The organism is Alkaliphilus peptidifermentans DSM 18978 (assembly GCF_900101495.1).
Taxonomy (GTDB): Bacteria; Bacillota; Clostridia; order Peptostreptococcales; family Natronincolaceae; genus Alkaliphilus_C; species Alkaliphilus_C peptidifermentans.
Map to the genome: position 1 here is coordinate 1 of NZ_FMUS01000034.1, position 23,898 is coordinate 23,898.

Annotated in this window: 19 protein-coding genes and 1 pseudogene; 4 read left to right on the top strand and 16 right to left on the bottom strand. The window is 34.4% G+C overall.

Annotated elements, in window-relative coordinates; translation table 11 throughout:
* Positions 1–224, top strand: a pseudogene (locus BLP68_RS18760) (hypothetical protein); the annotation flags it as partial.
* A gap of 163 nt (positions 225–387) precedes the next feature.
* On the opposite strand, the gene BLP68_RS18765 reads toward BLP68_RS18760, so the two are convergent.
* The 7 genes from BLP68_RS18765 to BLP68_RS18795 form a co-directional block, all read right to left on the bottom strand.
* Positions 388–3,666 (bottom strand): insulinase family protein, encoded by a 3,279-nt coding sequence (locus BLP68_RS18765; protein WP_091546983.1) that lies wholly within the window; start codon positions 3,664–3,666, stop codon positions 388–390.
* Between the two features lie 185 nt (positions 3,667–3,851).
* Entirely contained in the window at positions 3,852–5,042 is a 1,191-nt protein-coding gene (locus BLP68_RS18770) for an ABC transporter permease (RefSeq protein WP_091546985.1), read from the bottom strand.
* Entirely contained in the window at positions 5,032–5,760 is a 729-nt protein-coding gene (locus BLP68_RS18775; RefSeq protein ID WP_091546988.1) for an ABC transporter ATP-binding protein, read from the bottom strand. Before BLP68_RS18775 ends, BLP68_RS18770 begins: the two co-directional genes overlap by 11 nt.
* A complete protein-coding gene (gene ispF / locus BLP68_RS18780) occupies positions 5,760–6,254 on the bottom strand; it encodes a 2-C-methyl-D-erythritol 2,4-cyclodiphosphate synthase (protein ID WP_091546991.1) in 495 nt (164 codons plus the stop codon). Before ispF ends, BLP68_RS18775 begins: the two co-directional genes overlap by 1 nt.
* Entirely contained in the window at positions 6,247–6,960 is a 714-nt protein-coding gene (gene ispD, locus BLP68_RS18785; RefSeq protein WP_091546993.1) for a 2-C-methyl-D-erythritol 4-phosphate cytidylyltransferase, read from the bottom strand. Before ispD ends, ispF begins: the two co-directional genes overlap by 8 nt.
* Before the next feature lie 210 nt (positions 6,961–7,170).
* Positions 7,171–8,286 carry a PIN/TRAM domain-containing protein gene (locus BLP68_RS18790; protein ID WP_091546996.1) on the bottom strand — a complete coding sequence of 372 codons (1,116 nt, stop codon included), beginning with the start codon at positions 8,284–8,286 and terminating at the stop codon, positions 7,171–7,173.
* Positions 8,287–8,463: 177 nt separating this feature from the next.
* Positions 8,464–8,940 carry a CarD family transcriptional regulator gene (locus BLP68_RS18795; protein WP_091546998.1) on the bottom strand — a complete coding sequence of 159 codons (477 nt, stop codon included), beginning with the start codon at positions 8,938–8,940 and terminating at the stop codon, positions 8,464–8,466.
* A 428-nt stretch (positions 8,941–9,368) separates the two neighbouring features.
* Here BLP68_RS18795 and BLP68_RS18800 point away from each other — a divergent pair, with 428 nt between their 5' ends.
* Positions 9,369–9,764, top strand: a complete 396-nt coding sequence (locus BLP68_RS18800; protein ID WP_091547000.1) for a DUF1573 domain-containing protein — start codon at positions 9,369–9,371, stop codon at positions 9,762–9,764.
* Positions 9,765–9,956: 192 nt separating this feature from the next.
* Here BLP68_RS18800 and disA read toward each other — a convergent pair whose 3' ends face one another.
* From disA to fusA, 9 genes are all read right to left on the bottom strand, one after another.
* The gene (disA, locus tag BLP68_RS18805; protein ID WP_242877036.1) at positions 9,957–11,033 is read right to left on the bottom strand and encodes a DNA integrity scanning diadenylate cyclase DisA; all 1,077 of its coding nucleotides are present in this window, start codon (positions 11,031–11,033) and stop codon (positions 9,957–9,959) included.
* Positions 11,034–11,111: 78 nt separating this feature from the next.
* Positions 11,112–12,482, bottom strand: coding sequence for a DNA repair protein RadA (gene radA, locus BLP68_RS18810; RefSeq protein WP_091547005.1), 1,371 nt, complete (start codon positions 12,480–12,482; stop codon positions 11,112–11,114).
* A gap of 68 nt (positions 12,483–12,550) precedes the next feature.
* Positions 12,551–13,165, bottom strand: a complete 615-nt coding sequence (locus BLP68_RS18815; RefSeq protein WP_091547006.1) for a lactate utilization protein — start codon at positions 13,163–13,165, stop codon at positions 12,551–12,553.
* Between the two features lie 28 nt (positions 13,166–13,193).
* The gene (locus tag BLP68_RS18820; protein WP_091547008.1) at positions 13,194–13,622 is read right to left on the bottom strand and encodes a MarR family winged helix-turn-helix transcriptional regulator; all 429 of its coding nucleotides are present in this window, start codon (positions 13,620–13,622) and stop codon (positions 13,194–13,196) included.
* Positions 13,623–13,734: 112 nt separating this feature from the next.
* Positions 13,735–16,173, bottom strand: coding sequence for an ATP-dependent Clp protease ATP-binding subunit (locus BLP68_RS18825; RefSeq protein WP_091547010.1), 2,439 nt, complete (start codon positions 16,171–16,173; stop codon positions 13,735–13,737).
* Positions 16,174–16,189: 16 nt separating this feature from the next.
* A complete protein-coding gene (locus tag BLP68_RS18830; protein ID WP_091547012.1) occupies positions 16,190–17,212 on the bottom strand; it encodes a protein arginine kinase in 1,023 nt (340 codons plus the stop codon).
* A 110-nt stretch (positions 17,213–17,322) separates the two neighbouring features.
* A complete protein-coding gene (locus BLP68_RS18835; RefSeq protein WP_091547014.1) occupies positions 17,323–17,832 on the bottom strand; it encodes a UvrB/UvrC motif-containing protein in 510 nt (169 codons plus the stop codon).
* 11 nt (positions 17,833–17,843) lie between these two features.
* The gene (locus tag BLP68_RS18840) at positions 17,844–18,302 is read right to left on the bottom strand and encodes a CtsR family transcriptional regulator (RefSeq protein WP_091547017.1); all 459 of its coding nucleotides are present in this window, start codon (positions 18,300–18,302) and stop codon (positions 17,844–17,846) included.
* A 269-nt stretch (positions 18,303–18,571) separates the two neighbouring features.
* Positions 18,572–20,641, bottom strand: a complete 2,070-nt coding sequence (gene fusA / locus BLP68_RS18845) for an elongation factor G (RefSeq protein WP_091547018.1) — start codon at positions 20,639–20,641, stop codon at positions 18,572–18,574.
* A gap of 341 nt (positions 20,642–20,982) precedes the next feature.
* Between fusA and hisC the strand changes: the two genes are divergently transcribed.
* Both hisC and BLP68_RS18855 read left to right on the top strand, forming a co-directional pair.
* Positions 20,983–22,062, top strand: coding sequence for a histidinol-phosphate transaminase (hisC, locus tag BLP68_RS18850; protein WP_091547021.1), 1,080 nt, complete (start codon positions 20,983–20,985; stop codon positions 22,060–22,062).
* 204 nt (positions 22,063–22,266) lie between these two features.
* Positions 22,267–23,880, top strand: coding sequence for a putative manganese-dependent inorganic diphosphatase (locus BLP68_RS18855; protein WP_091547023.1), 1,614 nt, complete (start codon positions 22,267–22,269; stop codon positions 23,878–23,880).
* Positions 23,881–23,898: the final 18 nt, after the last annotated feature.

Here is a 23,898-nt window from a genome sequence, read left to right on the forward strand (position 1 = left end):
TACTAAGACTGCTACAGAGGGAAACCGACAACAGATATTCTACTAAAACATTGGTAAATGCCATGAATAGTATTTCTGGGACTTACGTAGACAAGAATTATTACATGTTTGACTATTACGATGAAGTTGTTGAAAATTTAGGAAAAGCAACTAACATAGATTTCTCGAAGAGATTTATGACCTTAGGAGAAATTAAAAACATCATATCTCAAACCAAAAAATAATCTGTAGAACAACAGACTAGTGAGTAAGTTAAAAAGCCCGTAATCTTTGAAATACAAAGGTTATAGGCTTTTATTTTCCCTCCAAGGTGTAAAACTCAAGATATGAAACCATTATTCATGTCAAGGCGTAGATAGCATTTTTTTCAAATAATAGTTACATCTATTAAGGCTGTTGAATTAAATAATAGAGTATTTCTATAACCTCTTCTGGAACATAGGTTTTTGAATCCTTTAGTTCTATTTTACCCTGTAAATGATGCTGGTATTCGTTAATTACCATTAATGTTGTATTTACATGCAGTAATATTCTAGTATCTGCAACCTCTACTATAATAATTGGATTTTGTGGGTCTGTATCATCCCAGCTTACTGTGGCTCCCAATAGCTCTAAGTATTCTCTTGCTGGAAGATAGTTAATTTGTTGTTGACCTAAAATATTGGTTATATTATCAAATAGATTTTCATTTTCCATTATCTTAGTCTCAAAACCAACTACAACATACTGGCTATGTTGTAATAGGTCTTCAACTAGCTCCGCAAAATTTCTAATATCTTCAGCAGTAGTGCTTAGAATTTCTTCTTTTATTATTTTTATATAATCATCTGTAATTTGCATCATATAATATTTATCCTCCATTGCCCCTCTTTCATGGGGGCTAAGGAGTGGATCATACTGTGCAATCGTTCCGATAATATAATTAAGCATTTCTTCTTCATCTGCATTAAACGAACGCAAATAACCTGGTATGCTTTCATAAACAGCTAAGGTTTCACTTATATTAGGATCCCTAAATGAGTAGAATACCATATCTCCTCTATTAGATAGCTGCATACCTCCACCATATGCCCCTCCTAATACCCTTAATTGATTCCATAAGTATTCTGTATTTAATATTCGTGCAAGAACATCCATTTTACCACTATATTCATAGCCTAGATCGATATAGTTATTTCCCTTAGCTACATACTGTATTTTTTCTGCATTCACAATTCCTTCGTTGCCACTAGGAATTTCAAATACATATGTATTAAAAGGATTTTCAACTTCCTTTAAAGATAAAGATGCTTTAAAGGGAATAAAGGCCTTTTTGAATGAATCATAAGCTTCTTCCTCTATAGTAACACCAACGATTAAATTCTCCTTTTGAAATACTAGCTGGTTTACTTCCTTTAAACTATCAATTACATACTCCGGATTATTTTCCAACATTTCTTCCACATGTATTAAAAAATAATAATAGTCAATTCCACTTACATTTGCGTAATATTGAGCAGATTTCGAATATCTGCGGGCCAATTGTGTTTGAGCAATGGAGATTCCATTACTATTTAAATTGTTTTCAACATCAGTCTTCAATTGGGTTACTAGCTGCTTTAATCTATTAACATCCTCAAAATTACTATTATGTATAATTTCCTGCAAAATTTCAAATCCATCCTCCAGCCTATCTGTAACAGTATACATGAAAACCCTTAGTTTCGGATGAATTTTATGTTGATCTTCAATATCTGTTACAAGGTCTATACTAAAACTTAATCCTCCAAGGCTATTGAAAATTTCATTAGTTAGCTGTTGATATGTATAATTATTTGTATCAATTCTTGCCAGCAATTGAGTTAGTAATGCTATATATGGAAGCTGTTCCTGGGGTACCTTAGTTGAATCAAAATACATATTTGCATAGGCAATTTTATTGGTGTATATTGGATGACTTAGTATAGTTACATCGTTTAATATTTCCACCTTTGATCCAATGGCTTCTCTTTCTTGATATAAGTCTTCAAGTGTTAAGGTTGGCAATGTCTTTAATGCCTCTTCAGTATTTGGCGCTTCTCTCCATCTCCTTAATGCTACAGTTTCTTCCACTAGTGATTGGATCTCTTCATGAGATAACTTCTCTTTAATTTGGTTTAACTCAGCCTTTAGCTTTTGTCCCTTTGCAACTTCCAACCCTGGTACTGGATTTAATGTAACTACAGAGCTATGGGTATTGTTCAGTAAGTATTTCTGAACTAAATCTTCAAAATAGTTATCATCTATTTTATTCTTTATAGTGGCTAACTCGTTATCATATGATAGATAAAGAGTAGGCTCATGATCATACAGCCACGCTAAAAAAACAGAATCGTGATATCCAAAGCCTCTATTTGCAATTGAATTTTCGGTTCTCATGGATATTTCGATTGTATTGAATATAGAATTTATAAGCTCACGATCAATACCATTGTCTACAATTCCCTTTAATGACTCAGTAACTATAGTCTCAAATTCTTTCGTTTTTTCATCATTAGCGTTATTAACTATTATGCTAAAGCTAGGCTGTAGCTTCATAGTGTAAAACATTCCAAAGACATTGGCTCCCACTTCTTTTTCTAAAAGCATGTTGCGCAAAGGTGAAGATTCAGTATCCATGAGAATTGAAGAAAGTATTGAGAATCCAAGCATAGTTTCCTTATTCATGACTTCATCAATTGCATAATTCAAACTTATGTATGACTTGTTGCTTGGATCTGCATTTTCTGGTAATCCGTATTCACCAACACTATATACTCTTTCTTGGAATGGTTTTTGCTTTGCGATAGTAGATTCTATTTCTTTCTTTTCGAACTTAGATAAATATTCATCATTAATGAACCTTAAGGTGGCATCTAAATCTAAATTTCCATACAAATAGATATAGCTATTTGAAGGGTGATAATAGGTATTGTGGTACTCTATCAAGGATTCATAGGTTAGCTGTGGAATCACATCGGGATCCCCGCCTGAATCAAATGCATATGGAGTTTCAGGGAAAAGTGATCTTTGAACTTCTTTTATCAAAACACTAATAGGATTTGAATAGGCACCCTTCATTTCGTTATATACAACGCCATTATAGTTTAGCTCTGCATCGGGGCTAACTAGTTCCAGATGCCAGCCCTCCTGCATAAAGATCATTTCTTCTTGTAGTACACTTGGATAAAACACTGCATCCAAATATACTTCCATCAAATTTTTAAAATCTTTATCATTCCTGCTTGCTACTGGATAAGAAGTTCGATCTGGATAGGTTAATGCATTTAGAAATGTGTTTAGTGAACGTTTATTCATTTCTATGAAGGGTGATTTTACAGGAAACTTCTCTGAACCATTCAATACTGAATGCTCTAATATATGAGGAATCCCGGTATCATCAAAAGGCGGTGTTCTAAAGCTAATACTAAACACCTTGTTGCTATCATCGTTTTCTAAGTGAATAAGCTTTGCTCCACTTTGAATGTGTTCAAAAACCCTTACTACCGAATAGATTTCTTCTACAACTGTTTCTTCCACCAATTGAAAACCATGAAGCATTGTATAATCTTGTTTCTCATTTGCCCAAGCTTGTACTGGTGAAAATAGTATAGTAAATAATAGTAGACAAACTATACTGACGCTAATCTTTTTTGATGCATTAAACATTTGTATCCCCCTTTTTACCTATATAATTTATAATTCCCCATCTTCACCTTGTAGTTTCTTACTCCGTTACTATTTTACTGCTACATAAAATATCCTTGCTATAAGGCAATATATGGGTTAAATACAATTAGTTTATACTAATCCACTTTTATTTTCAAGAACTTAGATAAATATTTAACAAATTTTTAAGATCTGAATATAACTGATTCCTTATTAAACATATATTTGGTTAGAAGGAGAGCAAGTACAACTAAAACTAATGATATACCAAAGGTAGTAATAATATGTAAAGGATTAATTATATCTACTAAAACTTCCTTCATCAATAATATGCTGTTTAGCAAAGGTACAAAAAACATTACATCTGACAAGGTTCGTACATCCATAAACATAGTTAAATACGCAGGAGCCATTAGTAATATGGTAATAGGACTAAGGTATGTTCCTGCCTCCTTATAGGATTTTGCAAAAACACTTATGGACAACATAATACCTGATAGAATCATTGCAATCGATAGAGATGTTCCAATTAGTATAATCATAGATATAGGTGAAATTCTTACACCAATTGGTAGCATATCAGGTGAAATAGTTGCTGCTGCAAATATTCCAATGAGGGAGGTAACCACACCTATTATTGATGCTAAAAGAATGGTTAAATATTTTCCAGCTAATATTGAGAGTCTATCTGCGCTGGTGGAAAGCAACGGTTCTAACGACATTCTTTCCTTTTCTCCAGCTCCTAAGTCAATAGCAGCTGGCATTCCTCCAATTACTGGATACATCATTAATAAAAATGGTAATAGGAAGGAAATAAGCATCAATTCCATACCCCCTGTTGACTCTTTCCCTTCTGGAACAAAGGCCTGAATTGTGATGGCTGTTGGCTGAAGTCTATCGGGATTAATATCCAAATCCTTTAGTCTTTCCAAGCGTACCATTTCACTAAAATCATAAATGACCCTCTCCACTATAGATACAGACATGCTAGATTCACTACTTACCTCATCAAAAATGATTTTTACTTCACCAGGGATCTGTTGATGAAGCTTTTCTTGAAAATTTTCCTCTATTTCAATAATTGCTTTTATTTTTCCCGCTTGAAGAGCTGCTATTGGCTCTACTTCGTTAATTACCTTCAAGCCAGATGCGCTTCTTATGTGGTCAGCCAGCTCCGTTGCTTCTCCTAAAGCTATCACTACACTGATATCCTCCTGAAGATTTCTTTCCAGCTTACTCCTTCCCATATCCATGAATAAAAACATTAATGGGAAAACCATAACTGGAATTAGTACACTGGCAATCCAGGTTCTTTTATCTCTGAAAATATCCTTAAGCTCCTTCTTAAACACAACCCATACATGTCTAAAATTCATTTTTCTCACCCACCAATTCAACAAATATGTCTTCCATTTCCATATTGTATTTTTCTTTTAATTCATTTAAAGTACCTGTTTCAATAATAGTACCTTTATGTATAATAGCTACCCTATCACACAGCTTTTCTACTTCTGCCATTGAATGGCTGGAGAATATAACTGTTTTACCTTCTTCTTTACAGGTTTCAATAAACTTATGAATTAGTCTGGCGGCGGTTACATCTAATCCCGAGGTAGGCTCATCAAAAAGCATTATAGGCGGATTATGAATAATTGATCTGGCTATTGCCACCTTTTGCTTCATTCCTTTAGAAAACTTACCAGCCTTTCTGTCTATATATTCTTCCATATTCAATAAATCTACCAAATAATCTATCCTTTCTTCTATTTCCTTTCTCCTCATATCGCTTAATTCGCCATAATAATATATATTTTCCCTAGCTGTCAACCGATCGTAGATTCCACTTTCGCCACCAAACAAGATCCCGATCTGACTTCTTACAGACCCTGGGGCGCTTAATAAATTCACATCATTTATAATTACTTCTCCTTTATCGGCCCTTAGCATTGTTGCCAATATCCTTAATGTAGTAGTTTTACCTGCCCCATTTTCGCCAAGGAGTCCCAATACTTCTCCTTTATTTACATAAAAATCTAACCCCTTTAAAGCTTCAACATCCTTAAAGGATTTCCATAAACCCTTTACCTGTATCATTATCGACCCTCCAAATTTGTTTTATAAATAATTGATGAGATCGCTTGTGCTGCAATCCCTTCTCCTTTACCAGCAAAGCCCAGTCCTTCAGTGGTTGTTGCCTTCACATTTACCTGCTCAACCTGTAAATGCAACGTTGTTGCAATATTTATTCTCATCTCCTTAATATATGGAGCCATTTTAGGTTTTTCTGCGATGATGGTTGCATCAACATTATTCACAACATAATTTTGATCAGCTAATAACCTATATACCTCTGCCAAAAGCATCATACTATCTGCTCCTCGATATTCTTCGTCTGAGTCTGGAAAATGCTTTCCTATGTCACCTAAAGCTGCGGCCCCCAATAAGCTATCCTTAATGGCATGAAGTAATACATCTGCATCAGAATGTCCAAGAAGACCTTTATCATAGGGTATCTCTACTCCTCCTAGAATAAGTTTTCTACCCTCCACCAATCTATGTACATCATATCCTAAGCCTACTCTAAACATTAGACTCCCCCTTTTCCTTCTTAATCATTTCTTCAGCAACAAACAAATCCTCAGGTGTTGTAATTTTTATATTTCTATAGCTTCCCATAATTATTTTAACTGTATATCCCGCCCTTTCAAATAACATGGCATCATCAGTTATTTCTTTATCCGCTTCAGATAATGTTTGATATATCTCCTTTATTAAAGAAGCCTTAAAGGCTTGTGGTGTTTGTATAGACCAAAGCTTACTCCTATCTACGGTTTTTTCAACCTCCATATTACTATTAACCACCTTTATAGTATCTTTAACCGGAACCGCAACAATTGCGCCACCAACCTCTTCAGCACCAGTAATAGTCATTTCTATCATTTCTTCGGATAAAAATGGTCTAGCACCATCCTGTATTATAACAATACTACAATCCTTTGGTAGTTTAGCAATACCATTGGCAACAGAATTTACCCTTTCTTTGCCTCCTTCAATAATTGAAATAACTTTTGCTAAATCATACTTATTTACTATTTTTTCGCGACAATAATCTATTTCGCCTTTTCCTACCACTAGAATAATTCCATCAATAGATATACTCTTTTGTAAAACCTCTAGAGTATATGCAACAATAGGCTTATTATTTATTTTAATATATTGCTTATTTATTTCCCTTCCAACTCTACGTCCTTTACCAGCTGCCACAACAATTGCATAGTTTTTCAAATGTTTCATAAATATTCTCCTTAAATTAACTTTATTTAAAATGTATATTTATAAATATCTGTCAGTACCTGTTAATAAATTAATGTAATTTATATACATATAAATTATATAATATGTTTCCCTTATATGCTACATCAATCAAATTAGATTATTTCATAAACCCCTTCAATAAAAAAATCCTTCTAATTTAAGAAGGATTTTCTAGCTATATTTGTAATTTTATGATGCCGATTTATCAATCATTGATTTTGGTTTAGCAAAAATCATTCTGCCTGCAGCAGTTTGTAATACACTGGTTACTAATACATCTATATTTTTACCAATGAATTTTTTGCCACTTTCTACAACAATCATTGTGCCATCATCTAAATAGGCCAAGCCTTGTCCCGATTCTTTACCATCCTTTATTACTTGAACAAGCATTTCTTCACCAGGCAAAACAATAGGCTTTACTGCGTTGGCTAATTCATTTATATTTAGTACTGGAACTCCTTGAAATTCTGCAACTTTATTTAGATTAAAGTCATTGGTTAAAACCTTGCCGTCTAATACCTGCGCTAGTCTTAGTAGCTTAGTATCAACTTCTGATAAATCATCGAAGTCCTTTTCATTAATCTTTACTTCTATATCCAATTCTTTTTGAATTTTATTTAATATATCAAGTCCTCTACGACCTCTATTTCGCTTTAATGAATCTGATGAATCTGCTATATGCCTTAGCTCCTCCAAAACAAATCCTGGTATAACCAAAGGACCCTCTACAAATCCTGTTTTACATATATCAGCAATTCTTCCATCAATAATCACGCTGGTGTCTAGTATTTTAGGAGATACCTTCGATTCTTTTTTCGAACTTCTTTCTCTAATATTACTACTATTCTTTTTAAATATTGCCTGTAGACTCGTTAGCTCATCAGTCTTTTTAGTGGCAATTGTCACTCCCAAATATGACATAAATATATAAATAGCTGCCGATAAAATTCCCCCTACAAAGGGTATTGGAATAATATTATTAAGAAGCCCACTAATTAAATAGGCTATAATTAGTCCGGCAATTAATCCTACAGAACCTAGGACTATATTAACTATAGGGACATTAGCCAACTCTCTTTCAATCCAGTTTGCTAAATTTCTGCCTTGATTAATTAACCAAGGTGATAGAATAAATAAAATACCACCACTTAATAAAGATGTAATTATTATTGCAGAAACATAAGTTATAAAGCTATTATGGATAGCCTCCGGTGCTAATGCATTTGTAATATACACAAATATTGCTAAACCTAGCAAAGCACCCAGGGCAGCCAGCATTCCTCTTATGATACGATTGATCATTCAATCATCACCTCCTATCCATCATTATGCCCATTTTAATGGATTTAAAAACATTTTCAGTTTTTTATATTTTTTACCACTATTTAATTTTGGTAGAATAAAGCAAAAAAGTCAATAGTAAATCCTAAATACGAAACTTAAGTCTTACAAAATATTTATAGGATTAATTATTGATTTTTACTTAATAGAATTCTCTATCAAAATCTTAACTTCCTCCTCAACAAGTCCTGTTGCAAGGATTACTTCACTTAACAGTATTTGTCTAGCATTATTGAGTATCTTTCTTTCACCAGTAGAAAGAGATTTTTCTCTATCCCTTAATACTAAATTCCGGACCACCTCGGCCACCTCATAAATATCTCCTGTTTTTAATCTATCCATATTAGCACGATATCTTCGATTCCAATTTTGAGGCATCTTTGTTTCATTTGCCTCTAATACCCCAATTACCTTTTCTACTTCATCATTTGGTATTACAGGACGAATACCAATGCCATCAATAGTATCCAGCGGAATCATTACCCGCATATCATCCAACGGCATCTTCATTATATAGTATTTGCGTCTTACACCTAGAATCTCTTTTTCTTCTATTTCTTCAATTATTCCAGCACCGTGCATTGGATAAACTATTTTGTCTCCTATATTATACATTGGAAACCCTCCTAAAACTAGCTTTATGAAATATAGTATACACCAGTTTCAAGAAATTGTCAAACAAATTAATTATTTTATCACATACTGTTTTTCTTGTCAATTTTTTTATGTAAAATTGCTCAATAATTTTTTTGTTTATTAACAAACATGTTAACATCACTTTTTTATAATCGTTATAGCATTTTTTTACATATCAGTAATTTTTTCCTATTCAATGGTTTTAAGTATACTATATAAATTATATTATTTCAATAAATTTACCATAAGTTTTCTTTTAGTATGTGTTTGTCTTCGTATATCAGCATTCTACTGACTTTGAAGTGATAAATGTCAAAAAAACCAATTTCCTCTAATTGACAAGGGAATTGAGATACACTTATAATAAATATATGGATAAAATTATCAAACCTCAAGGAGATGGCTTTATGAAGAATTTTTCAATAAATGAATTTCAATCACAAGTTGATGATGTATTGGTCCGCCATAGAAGTGTACTAGATATTCTTACTAAGCTGCAGGAAAGTTCATCTAAGGTTAATCGTGCTGTAGCAAAATCAGCTACTTACTGCGGATGTATAGAAATTCATGCAGAAAAGCAGGAAGTTCCAGAGGATATTTCTTATTCCGACATAAAGAATTACATGAAGAATCATGTTAAGGGTGAACTATGTGATATTTGCAGAGAAAAAATAGAAGCAGAGCTTTCTGCCAATATGTTTTATTTTACAACTCTATGTAATCTATTTGATATTAACATTGAAGAGTTAATTACTACCCACTATGAACAGTTGAAAACCCTTGGAAAGTATGGATTATTATAGTCGGTTTTCTAACAGGCTTAAGTCAGAGCAAGGTATATGATTTAATAGTTTATTGGATTTTAAAAGAGTCATTAGTACCTTGATATGCTCCCCTTGTGGTAGACAGTTTAAATAATAAAACTGTTTACTATAAGGGGAGCATATCACTCTAGTACTTATGACTCTTTTTTAATTACCAATATTGTTAATAAGCTATATATGTCTACCTAGCATTATTTGCTCCTGCAATCTCCTTAAGCCTTCCTTGATAGCTCTAGCTCTAACTTCCCCTATTCCTTCTACGTCATCCAGTTTTTCTATGGAAGCCTTCAATATATTTTGAAAACCTTTAAATTCCTTTGCAAGATTATCAATTACCGTAGTCGGTAGCCTTGGAATCTTGTTTAGTATTCTATATCCCTTTGGCGAAACTGCTATATCTAAAGCACCTACATTATTATCATACCCCAGTGCCTTAGCAATGTTAGGGAGATCTAATAGTTCTTCCGAAGAAAAGCTTTTAATTAGTTTAGCAATTCCATCTGAATTTAAATCTTTATTGGCATTATAATCATAGAATAAGTACTTTCCATCTTCATTAACATTTGCGATAAGCTCCTCCAGCTGCATGCTGACTAGACGCCCCTCATTTCCAAGCTCCCATATGAATTTTTCTATTTCTACAGCTATTCTCATTACCATTTCTGTCCTTTGCAAAACTGTAACAACATCATAAACTGTAACTAAATCCTCATATTCCAATGCGCTTAAGTGATTCATTCCTTGATCCAATACAACCTTGTACTTTTCCAAGGTTTGAATAGCTTGATTTGCCTTAGTTAATACTCTCCCCGTATCTTGAACGATGTATTTATAGTAGCCTTGATAAAGGGTTATTATATTCCGTCTCTGGGAAATGGATATAACAACTTCTCCTGTTTCCTTCGCCACCCTTTCAGCTATTCTATGTCTTATACCAGTTTCCGTAGTAATAATTGAAGGATCTGGTATGAGCTGTGCATTAGCATATAGAATTTTTTTAGCATCACTACTTAAAATAATAGACCCATCCATCTTACCAAGTTCATACAAATACGCAGGTGAAAATTCTACATTTATGGCAAATCCGCCATCAACCAACTTCATGACAGCATCATTATCACCTATTACTATCAGAGCCCCCATCTTCCCCTTCAAAATATTCTCTAGCCCTTCCCTCAATGGTGTCCCTGGAGATAAAAGCTTAATTGTATCCAACAACTGTTTTTGCTTTTTTTCATCTTCCTTCAAATTTACGTCCCTCCTAACTAGGTATAATATTTTATTTTGCCCATAAAATGGCATAATAGCAGTTTTATATTAATATTTTTAGTTATTCTCTATGTATTTTAAGGCAGAATACAGATTATCTACTCCATTAAGCTTTATCTTATTTATACCTTCAATCTTCGATCGATTCCTTGTGGGAAACACGCATACCTGGAAGCCCATTTTTTCTCCCTCTTTAATCATTTTCTCCAATTGAGGGACTGTTCTTATATCAGCTGTTAAGCTAATTTCTCCAATAGCTATTAGCTTTTTTGTAGGAATTGGTATACCCTTAAAGCTGGAGTAAATAGCCATAGCTATTCCTAAGTCGCCAAAGGTTCCTTCTAATTTAATTCCTCCAACAACGTTAATATATATATCATAATTAATGAGAGGTAACCCCATTTTCTTTTCAAGCACAGCAATTATTAGATTAAGTCTATTAATATCTACACCAACAGCAGTTCTTCTCGGAAAACCTGTGTTTGTTGCTGTTACCAAAGCTTGAAGCTCAACTAAAATAGGTCTGGTTCCTTCAACCGTCGCTACAACAATGGCTCCATCCGACTCTTCCGTCATGGAGTCTAAAAGCATGGCAGAAGGGTTAGATACTTCTACTAATCCTTCCTCCTTCATTTCAAAAACTCCGATCTCACTTGTAGTTCCAAAACGGTTTTTTAATGCCCTTAAAATACGAAACTCCTGTGTACGTTCCCCTTCAAAATGAAGAACAGTATCCACCATATGCTCCAAAACCCTTGGTCCAGCAAGTTCTCCCTGCTTAGTTACATGGGCCACTAGAAAAATCGGTACATTTGATGATTTCCCTATTCTCATTAAATTATTAACACATTCCTTTACCTGCGATACACTACCTGGCGCTGAAGATAGTTCCTCCTTATAAAGGGTTTGAACTGAATCGATTATAATGAAAACAGGTGATAATTCATTTATATATCCTTCTATAACATTAATATTGGTTTCAGATACGACATAAAGCTTTTCTGATATGGAATTAAGTCTATCTGCTCTCATTTTAATCTGCTCTTCAGATTCTTCACCAGAAACATAAAGAACAGTTCCATATTTTGCTGCAATACCACTCCCAGCCTGTAATATCAAAGTAGATTTTCCAATTCCTGGTTCTCCTGATATTAAAGTTAGAGCCCCCTTAACAAGCCCCCCTCCTAAAACACGATTCAGCTCATCGATGGTGGTGTCATATCTTTGATAGCTACCAGACTTTACCTTTCCTATCGGTTGAGGCTTAGATTGGCTTATTATAGAGGGGGATCTTTTAAACTCGGCTTTACCCGTCACCATTTCCTCCTCCATAGTATTCCATTGATTACAGCCGTTACACCTACCCATCCATTTGGGACTTTCAAATCCACATTCCTGACATACAAACTTACTTTTAATTTTAGCCATCATATCACCTGCTTTATGGTATTCTTCTACTATTTTATCATAATTCTTGCTAAATCATATGTAAATATCTAAAATCCTATATCTTCTTCAACTATTACTACAGTCATTCGGTTTTTATCAACTTGCCCCTCAATAATTAGTATATTGTTACATACTCTATCATCAGAACGGCAGTCAACACATTTATTTGCTTCAACGCATGGAGGGTTTAGTCCAGCACGCTTAGCATTCTGTGGAGCAGCAACGTTTCTCGCTCTATAAATGGCCTCTTCAAGACTATTCTCTATTTTATTTGTACCAATTATAATTATAACCCTATCAGGACCATATATCATTGCAGCTGCCCTATTTCCACTGTGATCAATATTGACTATTGCTCCATCTAAGGAAATACCATTGGTTCCAGTTAAATACCAATCACTAAGAAGTGCTTTTTTCTTTATAGTTTTAGCTTCTTCTCTAGTCTTTGATAAGGTTTTGTCGTATACAACATGTCCCTTCTCTAATAGAATTGTACTAATGTTCATTTTCTTTAATGTTTGTGAGTTTCCAACACCAATAATTACTCCCTTAGGTATTGAGTCCACCAACCATTCTTTTGCATCCTCTAAGGATTCAAAATACTCTCCACTAATATTTCTTTTTTTCAGGTTATCGATTAAGATTTCAACTCTTTTATCCATTTGTTATCCCCCTCTATAATATAAATTATTAAGCTAAGTTATCCTTCAATCTCTCAAGTATCCCAATTAATAATTCCCTTTCATCTTGAGATACATCACAGTAAACAGTGTTCAGTAGCTTTTTAGATACTGCATCAAATTTCCCTTTTGCATTAACCCCTTTAACAGTTAATAAAATGTGTGTTACTCTACCATCCTCTATATCCTTAACCTTTTCTACATAGCCATATAGCATGAGCTTGTTAACCAGTTCAGTGACCGTTGATTTATCCCGTTCTATTGCTGTCGCAATTTCCTTCATAGTTAGCTTGCCATTATTTTTATATAGTGCAGAAAGAAGTGCTCCGTGGGAGGCCACCATGCCTTCGAGACCTTGATTCTGCAGCTCCTTTTCAATCAGTTTATTAGCCCTTTCTCTAATTCTACTTATTAGTGTAATTACATGGGTAGTTTTCATATTTATCTATACCTCCTTCATCTTACTTTTATTAGTATTATAATCCAAGAAATAGTTTGACGTCAAACTATTTCTTGGAATAAAACTGGGTAGTAAACTACCCAGTGCTCATTTATATGCTTCGTATAGTCAGCTCTTCCCCTTCTACATCAATTTCCACGCGACTTCCTTCCTTAACATTTTCTTTGAGGATCTCCTCTGATAATCGATCCTCCACTAGCTTTTGAAGTGCTCTTTTTAATGGTCTTGCCCCAAATTGTGGATCATATCCCTTATCAGCAATGAATTCTTTTGCATTTTCCTTTATATCGAGCTTGATATTGAGTCCTTTAAGACGCTGGTTTAAATCATTTAGAAGCAAGTCTATAATTTTGCCTATATCGCCACGATCTAAGGAATGAAAAACAATGATGTCGTCTATTCGATTCAAAAACTCTGGTCTAAAGGTTTTTCTCAACTCATCCATAACATTTTCTTTCATTTTTTGGTACTCGTTTTCCACCTTATCCTCTTCTCTTGTTGCAACAAAGCCTAAGGTCCGCTGCTTTCTTATTGTATGGGCTCCAACATTGGAGGTCATTATAACAACTGTGTTTTTAAAGTCAACAGTTTTCCCTTGGGCATCTGTTAATCTGCCATCTTCAAGAATTTGTAGTAGTATATTAAAGACATCAGGATGGGCTTTTTCTATTTCATCAAATAGTATTACCGAATAGGGCTTTCGTCTAATTTTTTCGGTCAATTGACCACCTTCATCATAGCCTACATAGCCAGGAGGAGACCCCACTAACCTTGAAACAGTATGTTTTTCCATATATTCAGACATATCTATTCTTATCATAGCATTTTCATCACCAAACATTGCTTCAGCTAAAGCCTTGGATAGCTCTGTCTTTCCCACTCCGGTTGGGCCAAGGAATATGAATGAACCTATAGGTCGTTTGGGGTCTTTTAACCCTACTCTAGCTCTTCTAATGGCCTTTGCTATTGAGTTTACAGCTTCCCTTTGTCCAATAACTCTTTCATGTAATATTTCTTCTAGCTGAAGTAGACGTTGTGATTCTTCCTGTTGCAGCTTATTTACAGGAATACCAGTCCAGCTTGATACTATAGCTGCTACATCCTCTACCTCCACTGTTGGATGATTCGATTGATTGGTATTTTGCCAGCTATTTTTTATTAGTTGTAACTCTTCAATAACGTTTTTTTCTTCATCTCTAATCGTTGCCGCCCGCTCAAAATCCTGAAGGCTTATTGCCTCTTCCTTTTCTTTTGCTAATTTCTCCAGCTTTTCTTCCAAGTCCTTTAGATTTGGCGGTGCAGTGACTGTTTTTAATCTTATTTTAGAAGCTGCTTCATCTATTAAGTCTATTGCCTTATCTGGTAAAAACCTATCAGAAATATATCTATGGGATAGTTCTGCAGCTGCCTTTAGTGCTTCGTCAGTTATCTTTACCCTATGATGAGCTTCATATTTATCCCTCAGTCCCTCTAATATACTTATTGCATCTTCTACTGAGGGTTCTTCGATGGTTATAGGCTGAAATCTTCGTTCTAGGGCTGAATCTTTTTCTATATGTTTACGATACTCGTCTAGAGTAGTCGCTCCTATTGCTTGCATTTCACCTCGGGCAAGGGCTGGCTTAATTATATTGGAAGCATCAATGGCACCCTCAGCAGCCCCAGCACCAATTATCGTATGAATCTCGTCAATAAATAGAATTACATCCCCAGATTGTCTAACCTCCTCCATTACTTTCTTTAGTCTGTCTTCAAATTCACCACGATATTTTGCTCCTGCCACCATTGAAGGTAAATCGATAGTTACCACTCGTTTTGTCCTTAAGCTTTCCGGAACAGTACCTTCGATAATCTGCTGGGCCAACCCCTCAGCTATAGCTGTTTTTCCTACACCTGGTTCGCCAATCAAGCATGGATTATTTTTTGTTCTTCTACTTAACACCTGAATAACCCGCTCTATTTCTTTGCTACGTCCGATTACTGGGTCCAGCTTTCCTTCCAATGCCATTTGATTTAAATCACGACTAAATTTATCTAATGTAGGTGTATTGGCAGCTTTAGCACTATTTGGTTTTTGTGCAGCTTTACCTACTCCATTGTCCAACATTATAAGTACTTCTTCTCTAACTTTTTGAAGATTTAAACCCTGCTCATTTAGAATTTTACTGGCCACTCCTTCGCCTTCACGAATAAGTCCTAAAAGCAGATGTTCTGTACCAACATAATTGTGACCTAAGCTACGGGCTTCGGCGAAGCTTAATTCAAAAATTCTTTTTGTTCTTGGAGTGAAGCCTAGCAATTCTCCTTTTTTTTCACTATAGCCTACAGTAGTTAGTACTCTTTCCTTTATTTGAAGTAGATTTACTCCCATATTTTTCATTACCTGAGCAGCTATGCCTTCGCCTTCTTGAATCAACCCAAGTAATAGATGCTCTGTACCAACATAGTTATGACCCATCTCCTGAGCAAACTGTTGAGATAATACAATAGATTTCTGTGCCTTCTCTGTAAATTTTCCAAATGTTGACATAACAACACCTCCATAATTAAATATTCATTCGTATTATTTCTGCCCTTTTTATGTCACGATCTTCCTCAGTTAGTTCTGCTTTATAGTGTTTTTGTAAAAATCCCAATTGAATCATCGCCATTAACTGATTTAATTTCTCTAGGCTTGCTTCTTCAATTAATCCTAATACTACCCCCAATTTCACATCAGAAATAAGCTTCATTGCTTCCGTTAAATTTATTCTTCTAGCATTCTTTAATATACCAAATGAACGATAAACCTTGTCTTCAATATCTATCTTTTTTTCCTTTAAAAGACTGGCTCTAATAAACCTTTCCTTTTGAATTATTTGCATTCCCACATTTGTTAGATTTTTTAGGATTTCTTCTTCAGTAATTCCTAATGTCACTTGATTGGATACCTGGAAAATATTTCCAAGGAACTCTGATCCCTCGCCATAAATCCCTCGTACCGCAATGCCAATTTGGCTAGAGGCATGAAGTATACTGTTAATATGTCCTGTTATATTTAGGGCTGGTAGATGCATCATAATTGAAGCTCGAATACCGGTTCCAAGATTAGTGGGACATGAGGTTAAGTAGCCTAAATTCTCATCGAATGCATATTTTATTTTTTCCTCTATTAAATCATCAATCTTATCTGCCAAATTCCATGAATTTTCTAATTGGAAGCCTGGTAGAAGGCATTGTATTCTGATGTGGTCTTCCTCATTAATTAATATGGCTATGGATTCATCTTCATTTATTAGTAAACTACCAGTTGTTGTGTTACGTGCCATGGCTGGACTTATTATATGCTTTTCAACGTAATTTAATCTATTTACTTTATCAACATGCTTCATTTCAACTAATTCAAAATTATTAATCAGAGTTTCATTTCCTTCAATTACAGCACTATAGACCTTATTCATTATATCCTTTCCCACCTCTTCATTTAACATATGGGGAAAAGGGAATCCATCTAGATTTCTGGCAACCCTTATTCTACTACTTATAACTATATCAGCCTCTGGACCAGCTTCATTTAACCATTTTGCCATCTATATATCCCTCCTATGGCTATATTTTCATCATAAAAAGCTTCATTTTAAACATTAGTTCTTACCCAATGCTTAAAGATATTTTAAAATAGATAAACTTCTACTGGAAATTACCCTTTGTTTATCTCTTCCTCTAAGGCTCTTATTTCATCTCTATAGTTAACTGCTTTTTCAAAAGCTTCCTCCGCAATAGCCTCCTGTAGCTTTTGTTTTAATTGACTTACTTTTCTTTTCAAATGAATTGCTCCACCTGTTCGCTTAGGTACCTTTCCAACATGCTTTGAATTGCCATGAATTCTACGAAGTAACGGATTTAGTTTTTCCTTGAAAACCTGATGACACTCGTCACATCCTAGCCTACCACTTTCCTTAAATTTATTGTATGTGGTTCCACAATGATTACATTGAATAATTGCATTATAATTGGCCTTTAAATTAGAGTTGAAATTGGCATCTAGTATGCTTGTTAAGAAGCTAGGTATAGAAAATTCGTTGACAACCTCACTACTTTCCCTAGCCTTTGCACAAACGTCACATAAGTGAAGCTCCTCTTTATAGCCATGAATCATTTTAGTCATATGAACAACAGCATCTCTCTTTTTACAATCGTCACAAATCATACTGACACCTCCTATAGTAGTAATACTGCAAGCATATTTTTTAATATACCAGCACGAATTTGATCTTTTATATTTATGGGTGATATGATCGCATTGTCATCAATGGCAGCTTCAATGATTTTTGCTTCTTTATTGGTAATAATATTACGTTCTTTAAGGGTGTAAATTACTCTTGCTGCTTGACTTTTAGAAACGTTATCTCCCAGCTCTCTAGTAATAATATGAAATAAATGCTGACTTTGATTCACCATTAGTCTTGTTATTTTTACATATCCCCCACCACCACGATAGCTTTCGGTTGTGTAGCCCTGCTTAAGAGTAAACCTTGTCATTAAAACATAGTTAATTTGCGAAGGAGAACAATCGAAGTACTTAGCTAACTCATTTCGTTGGATTTCTACAGAACCACTATTGGTTTCTTTAAATAGCTCCTTTAAAAAAATTTCAATTAAATCACTTACTCGTGCCATAACAACACCTCTTTGATCTTCTTTGACCTTCTTTGACCTTTATTATAAAACATACTATGGAAATTATCAAAATCCGTTTTATTTAAATAATTCCACAAAAATAGCAAAAATAAACATATATAAGAAACTATATTCTTCTTATGCTTATTTTTGCTGTTTTATTTCATTTTTCTCCTGGTATCTCTTAACAACCCAATATTGAATAGGAGTTGGCAGCAACTTTCCAATTAACAAAAAGAAGCATGTGCTAAGCACATGCTTTAGAGGTTTTATTCTTTAGCCGCCTGAGCAGCTTCCACTACTTTTTCACTGATATTTTGAGGTACTTCTTCATATCTTACAAATTCCATTGTGAACATACCTCTTGCTTGGGTCATTGAACGAAGGTCATTAGCGTACTTAAACATTTCGGATTGTGGCACCTCCGCCATTACCATTTGTTGGCCATTCTGCTGTGGCTCCATTCCAATAATTCGTCCACGTCTTTTGTTTAAATCCCCCATAACATCACCCATATAGTCATCTGGAACAAATACCTTCACTTGAACTATTGGCTCTAATAGTACAGGTTTTGCCTGCTCAACACCTTTTTTAAAGGCTAGTGAGGCTGCTATTTTAAATGCCATTTCTGAAGAATCTACATCATGATAAGATCCATCATATAATATAGCTTTAAGGTTAACCACTGGGTACCCGGCTAAAGCTCCCGATTCTAAGCATTCTCTTATTCCCTTTTCAACTGCTGGTATATATGACTTTGGTACCGAACCACCAAAAATTTGCTCTTCAAACTCAAATTCCTTATCAGAAGGCTCAAATCGCATTTTTACATCTCCATATTGTCCGTGTCCGCCAGATTGCTTTTTATGTTTTCCTTGAACGTCCGACTTTCCTCTTATCGTTTCTCTATATGGTACTCTTACGTCACTTAATTCTACATCTGTACCGAACTTATTTTTTAGCTTACTGGTAATTACTTTAATATGAAGTTCACCCTGCCCTTTGATAATCGTTTGCTTAGTTTCCTTATTTCTTTCATATGCAAAGGATGGATCTTCTTCAACAAGCTTATTAAGGCCAGCACTTATTTTTTCTTCATCCCCCTTAGCCTTTGGCTCTACAGCTAAATATAGCTGTGGCTCGATAAACTCAATACCACTATAGACTATAGGCTTATTAATGTCGCATAGGGTATCTCCAGTATTTGTATGCTGTAACTTTGCAACAGCAGCTATATCACCAGCTAACACTTCCCCTACTTCTATCTGATTTTTGCCTCTTAATAGGAAAGGATTACCGAGTCTTTCTTTTTCATCTTTATTGGCATTTAACACTTCCATGTCAGAGGTAAGTTTGCCGGATATAATCTTTAATAAGGATATTTTACCAACATAGGGGTCGACAATTGTTTTAAACACCTGTGCAGAGAAAGGTTGATTTGGCTCAAATGTCCTTTCTTCTTCTTTATTATTATTTGGATTTAATCCCTTTTTAGCTGGCATATCCTTAGGTGAAGGTGAGTAGTCAATAATCATATCCATTAGGGTATGAATACCTATGTTTTTGTTTGCACAGCCGCATATTACTGGTACAATTTCTCCTGCAATAATACCTTTTCTTAATCCGTCTAATATTTCCTTCTCGGTGAATTCCTCACCTGAGAAATATTTCTCCATAAGCGCTTCATCACTTTCAGCCACAGACTCCATCAATAGCTCCCTCATTGAATCGGCTTGATCCTTTAGCTCATCTGGAATTGGCTTTTCGATACAATCTTTTCCAGTATATTCTCTTGCCATCATTTTTGCTATGTTAACATTTCCCTTAAAGCCTTCCTTTTCTCCTACAGGAATCTGGAAGGGTGCAATTTTTTTACCAAACATCTCTCTTAAGTCATTAAGTACCTTCTCAAAATCGGCATTTTCTCTATCCATTTTATTAATAAATATAAATGTTGGTATTTTTTTATCCATAGCATAGGCCCATGCCTTTTCAGTACCAACCTCAATACCACTGGTTGCATCGACAGATATGATCATTCCACCGGCAACTTTTATTGCACTCTGTACTTCACCAATGAAGTCAAAATATCCAGGGGTGTCTAGAAAATTAATTTTATATCCATTCCACTCAACAGGAATAATTGATGTACTGATAGAAATCTTTCGTGCAATTTCCTCTTTATCAAAATCAGAAACTGTGTTTCCATCCTCAGTTTTTCCCATTCTATTTGTTACCTTTGTTGTATAAAGTGCCGCTTCTGTTATTGCTGTTTTACCGCTTCCACCATGGCCTAATAGTGCAATGTTTCTAATTCCATCAGCTTCGTATTTTTTCATTACTTTTCCCCCTCATACTGTAAAGTAAGAATTTTTTGATTACATACAATATTCTATATGTTTTCATAAATCCCTCTTTAGTTTATAAATTTTTTATGAATAAACTCTTTTATATTGATACGTATATTAGACTATTTTTTCTTGAATATTATCTGCTATTTATACCAAAATTAAACATTTTTTTATAAAAGCCTTAATCTTCTTTTTTATAATTATGGTATATTTAAAATATTATTCCTTAAAATATTAAGATATATATTATGTCCCATTCGCAAAACTGATGTGCTATAATAGATTTGTAAAGTTTAAAATTTTTGTGTAAATGGAGGAGGATTTATTAAATGACTTTAAAATTTAGACCAGAAATAAAGGATTTGGTACCCTATAAACCAGGGAAACCTATTGAAGATGTAAAAAAAGAGTATGGCTTAACGGAGGTTATTAAGCTAGCTTCTAATGAGAATCCTCTTGGCTCATCACCTAAGGCTAAAGAAGCAGTAGTAAAATCTGTTGAGGAATTACACCTTTATCCAGATGGTAATAGTACTGACTTAAAAGAAGCGATTGCAAATTTTTTCGGCGTTAAAGCTACGCAGGTGCTTCCAAGCAGTGGTTCTGATGAAATGGTAGACCAAATATCCAAGACCTTCATCAACCATGGAGATGAAATCATTATTGCAGATGTTACCTTCCCTAGATATCTATCCACAGCCATTATGATGGGTGGTACTCCTGTAGTTGTACCATTGAAGGATTTTACATATGACCTCGAAGGAATGAAGAAGGCAATAACAGAAAAAACTAAGTTGATTTGGCTATGTAATCCAAATAACCCTACAGGTACAATGTTTACTGAAAAAGAATTATTAGATTTCTTAAATGCTGTTCCTAAAAACATAATTGTTCTATATGATGAAGCCTATAATGAGTATGTTACCCGCGATGATTATCCTAAAAATAGTATTCCTTTATTGGATAAATACCCAAATGTTATAATCATGAGGACCTTCTCAAAAATATATGGACTTGCTGCCCTAAGGGTAGGTTACACCATTGCATCTGAAGAAATTATTGAAAACATCAATAAAATAAGAGGGCCATTTAACGTAAATACTTCAGCACAAATGGCTGCCATTGCTGCCTTAGAGGATCAAGACTTCCTTAAGGAAAGCTACCGTGTAAATAAGGAAGGTAAGGAATACTTATATAAAGCATTTGATGATATGGGTATATGGTATGCACCATCTGAAACAAACCATATTTTTCTTGATGCTAAGAAGGATTGCCAAGAGGTCTTTACAGAGCTTCAAAAGAGGGGCATGATAATACGACCTATGTATAAAACCTATATTCGTGTATCCATAGGGACTATGGATCAAAACAAGAAATTTATAGAACTACTTAAGGAAGTTTTAGCTTAATAGTAAATACAAGAAGGCAGAGATGCCTTCTTTTTTTCGTAAAGAACTATGACATGTACTTCATAATATTGTTTGTTTAATATCTAGCAATTACAAAAACTTAAAAAAACATTTTAGACCTTATTCTTTTGATATAATACATTAATAAAGAAGAAACTAAATAATATAAGGATAAAAACCTTCAGAAAATAAGGAGAATGTATAATGTCAACTTTTATAATTGGTCATAGAAATCCAGACACCGACTCCGTGGCTTCTGCCATTGGCCTATCTTATCTTAAAAATCAGCTAATGGAAGATACCATACCCTGTGTTATTGGTAATTTGAATAAAGAGTCGGAGTTTGTACTAAATTATTTTAACATGCCTAACCCTAAACTAATTGAGGATGTTAAAACCCAGGTGAAGGATTTAAAGCATGATGTAATAGAGGGACTTCCACCAAGTTCATCGATTCTGCATGCCTATAAGCTAATGGAGGAGGAAAAATTAGAAACCCTCCCAATATTAGATGCCAAGGGTAAGCTTTTAGGAATTGTCAGTATGAAGGATATAGCAATGGGCTTAATTAAGGGAGATTTTTATAGGTTAAATACTTCCCTTCAAAACCTTGTCGATGACTTAAATGGACAGGTCTTGTCTGGTGGTATTGATGAAATAGAAGGTAACCTTTCAGTGATTGCCTATTATTATAAGACCATCGAAGGTATTTTAAAGAATAATGATATCATCATAGTAGGAGACCGATATGACATTATAGAATATGCTGTGGAGTCGAAGGTAAAGCTTATCATAATAACTGGAAGTAGTCCTATTCCAGCTAAATATATAGATATGGCTATAAAAAACAATGTCACCATGCTTTTGGTGCCACATGATACCTATTTTGTAAGTAAAATTGTTAATCAATGTAATTATATTTCTACAATTATGCGTAATAAAGACATTATAGAGTTTAATCAAAATGACTATCTAGATGAGGTGAAGGAGGAAATGGGAAGTACCCATTTTAGAAATTATCCTGTTGTTGATGATAGCAATACTTTTATCGGATTTATTAACCGTAGACATATGATGAATTCTGGTAGAAAAAATGTAATCCTTGTAGATCATAATGAATACTCCCAAAGCGTAAATGGGTTAAGGGAGGCTGAAATATTGGAAATAATTGATCATCATAAGCTAGGGGATATATCAACATCTATGCCAATTGCCTTCAGAAATAGTCCAGTCGGTAGTACTTGTACAATTATTTATCAGATGTTTAAGGAGTACAATATTGAGGTACCCTACCCAGTGGCTGGTATTTTGGTTGCTGGTATTATTTCAGATACCTTATACTTGAAATCTCCAACCACTACAGAGGTTGATAGGCTGGCTGTAACGGAGTTGAATATGGTACTTAATATGGATTTAGACACATTTGCTATGGATATGTTTAAGGCGGGTACTTCTTTAGAGGGTGAATCGGTTGAAGAGATCTTTTTTAAAGACTTTAAGGAGTTTAAGCTGGAGAGTTGTAAAATTGGCATAAGCCAGGTTTTTACTTTGGATATAGATGATGTTCTAAATCGCAAGGAAGAATTTAATAGCTTTATATATAAGGTTTATTCTGATAAAGGCCATGACCTTACTCTGCTTCTTATTACTGATATATTAAATAAGGGCTCATACCTGTTATATCATTCAAGTAACCAACATCTGGTGCCAATGGCCTTCAATATTCAATCAAAGGAGATACCATTTGTAGAGGGGCTAGTCTCGAGGAAAAAGCAGGTGCTTCCTCAGCTTCAAGAGGCACTTTATCAGCTAAGGTGAAGGACGTCATTCAACAAT

Coding starts and splice junctions, on each gene's coding strand:
- BLP68_RS18765 (WP_091546983.1), bottom strand. CDS start 3,666: ATGTTTAATGCATCAAAAAAGATTAGCGTCAGTATAGTTTGTCTACTA.
- BLP68_RS18770 (WP_091546985.1), bottom strand. CDS start 5,042: ATGAATTTTAGACATGTATGGGTTGTGTTTAAGAAGGAGCTTAAGGAT.
- BLP68_RS18775 (WP_091546988.1), bottom strand. CDS start 5,760: ATGATACAGGTAAAGGGTTTATGGAAATCCTTTAAGGATGTTGAAGCT.
- ispF (WP_091546991.1), bottom strand. CDS start 6,254: ATGTTTAGAGTAGGCTTAGGATATGATGTACATAGATTGGTGGAGGGT.
- ispD (WP_091546993.1), bottom strand. CDS start 6,960: ATGAAACATTTGAAAAACTATGCAATTGTTGTGGCAGCTGGTAAAGGA.
- BLP68_RS18790 (WP_091546996.1), bottom strand. CDS start 8,286: ATGATCAATCGTATCATAAGAGGAATGCTGGCTGCCCTGGGTGCTTTG.
- BLP68_RS18795 (WP_091546998.1), bottom strand. CDS start 8,940: ATGTATAATATAGGAGACAAAATAGTTTATCCAATGCACGGTGCTGGA.
- BLP68_RS18800 (WP_091547000.1), top strand. CDS start 9,369: ATGAAGAATTTTTCAATAAATGAATTTCAATCACAAGTTGATGATGTA.
- radA (WP_091547005.1), bottom strand. CDS start 12,482: ATGGCTAAAATTAAAAGTAAGTTTGTATGTCAGGAATGTGGATTTGAA.
- BLP68_RS18815 (WP_091547006.1), bottom strand. CDS start 13,165: ATGGATAAAAGAGTTGAAATCTTAATCGATAACCTGAAAAAAAGAAAT.
- BLP68_RS18820 (WP_091547008.1), bottom strand. CDS start 13,622: ATGAAAACTACCCATGTAATTACACTAATAAGTAGAATTAGAGAAAGG.
- BLP68_RS18825 (WP_091547010.1), bottom strand. CDS start 16,173: ATGTCAACATTTGGAAAATTTACAGAGAAGGCACAGAAATCTATTGTA.
- BLP68_RS18830 (WP_091547012.1), bottom strand. CDS start 17,212: ATGGCAAAATGGTTAAATGAAGCTGGTCCAGAGGCTGATATAGTTATA.
- BLP68_RS18835 (WP_091547014.1), bottom strand. CDS start 17,832: ATGATTTGTGACGATTGTAAAAAGAGAGATGCTGTTGTTCATATGACT.
- BLP68_RS18840 (WP_091547017.1), bottom strand. CDS start 18,302: ATGGCACGAGTAAGTGATTTAATTGAAATTTTTTTAAAGGAGCTATTT.
- fusA (WP_091547018.1), bottom strand. CDS start 20,641: ATGAAAAAATACGAAGCTGATGGAATTAGAAACATTGCACTATTAGGC.
- hisC (WP_091547021.1), top strand. CDS start 20,983: ATGACTTTAAAATTTAGACCAGAAATAAAGGATTTGGTACCCTATAAA.
- BLP68_RS18855 (WP_091547023.1), top strand. CDS start 22,267: ATGTCAACTTTTATAATTGGTCATAGAAATCCAGACACCGACTCCGTG.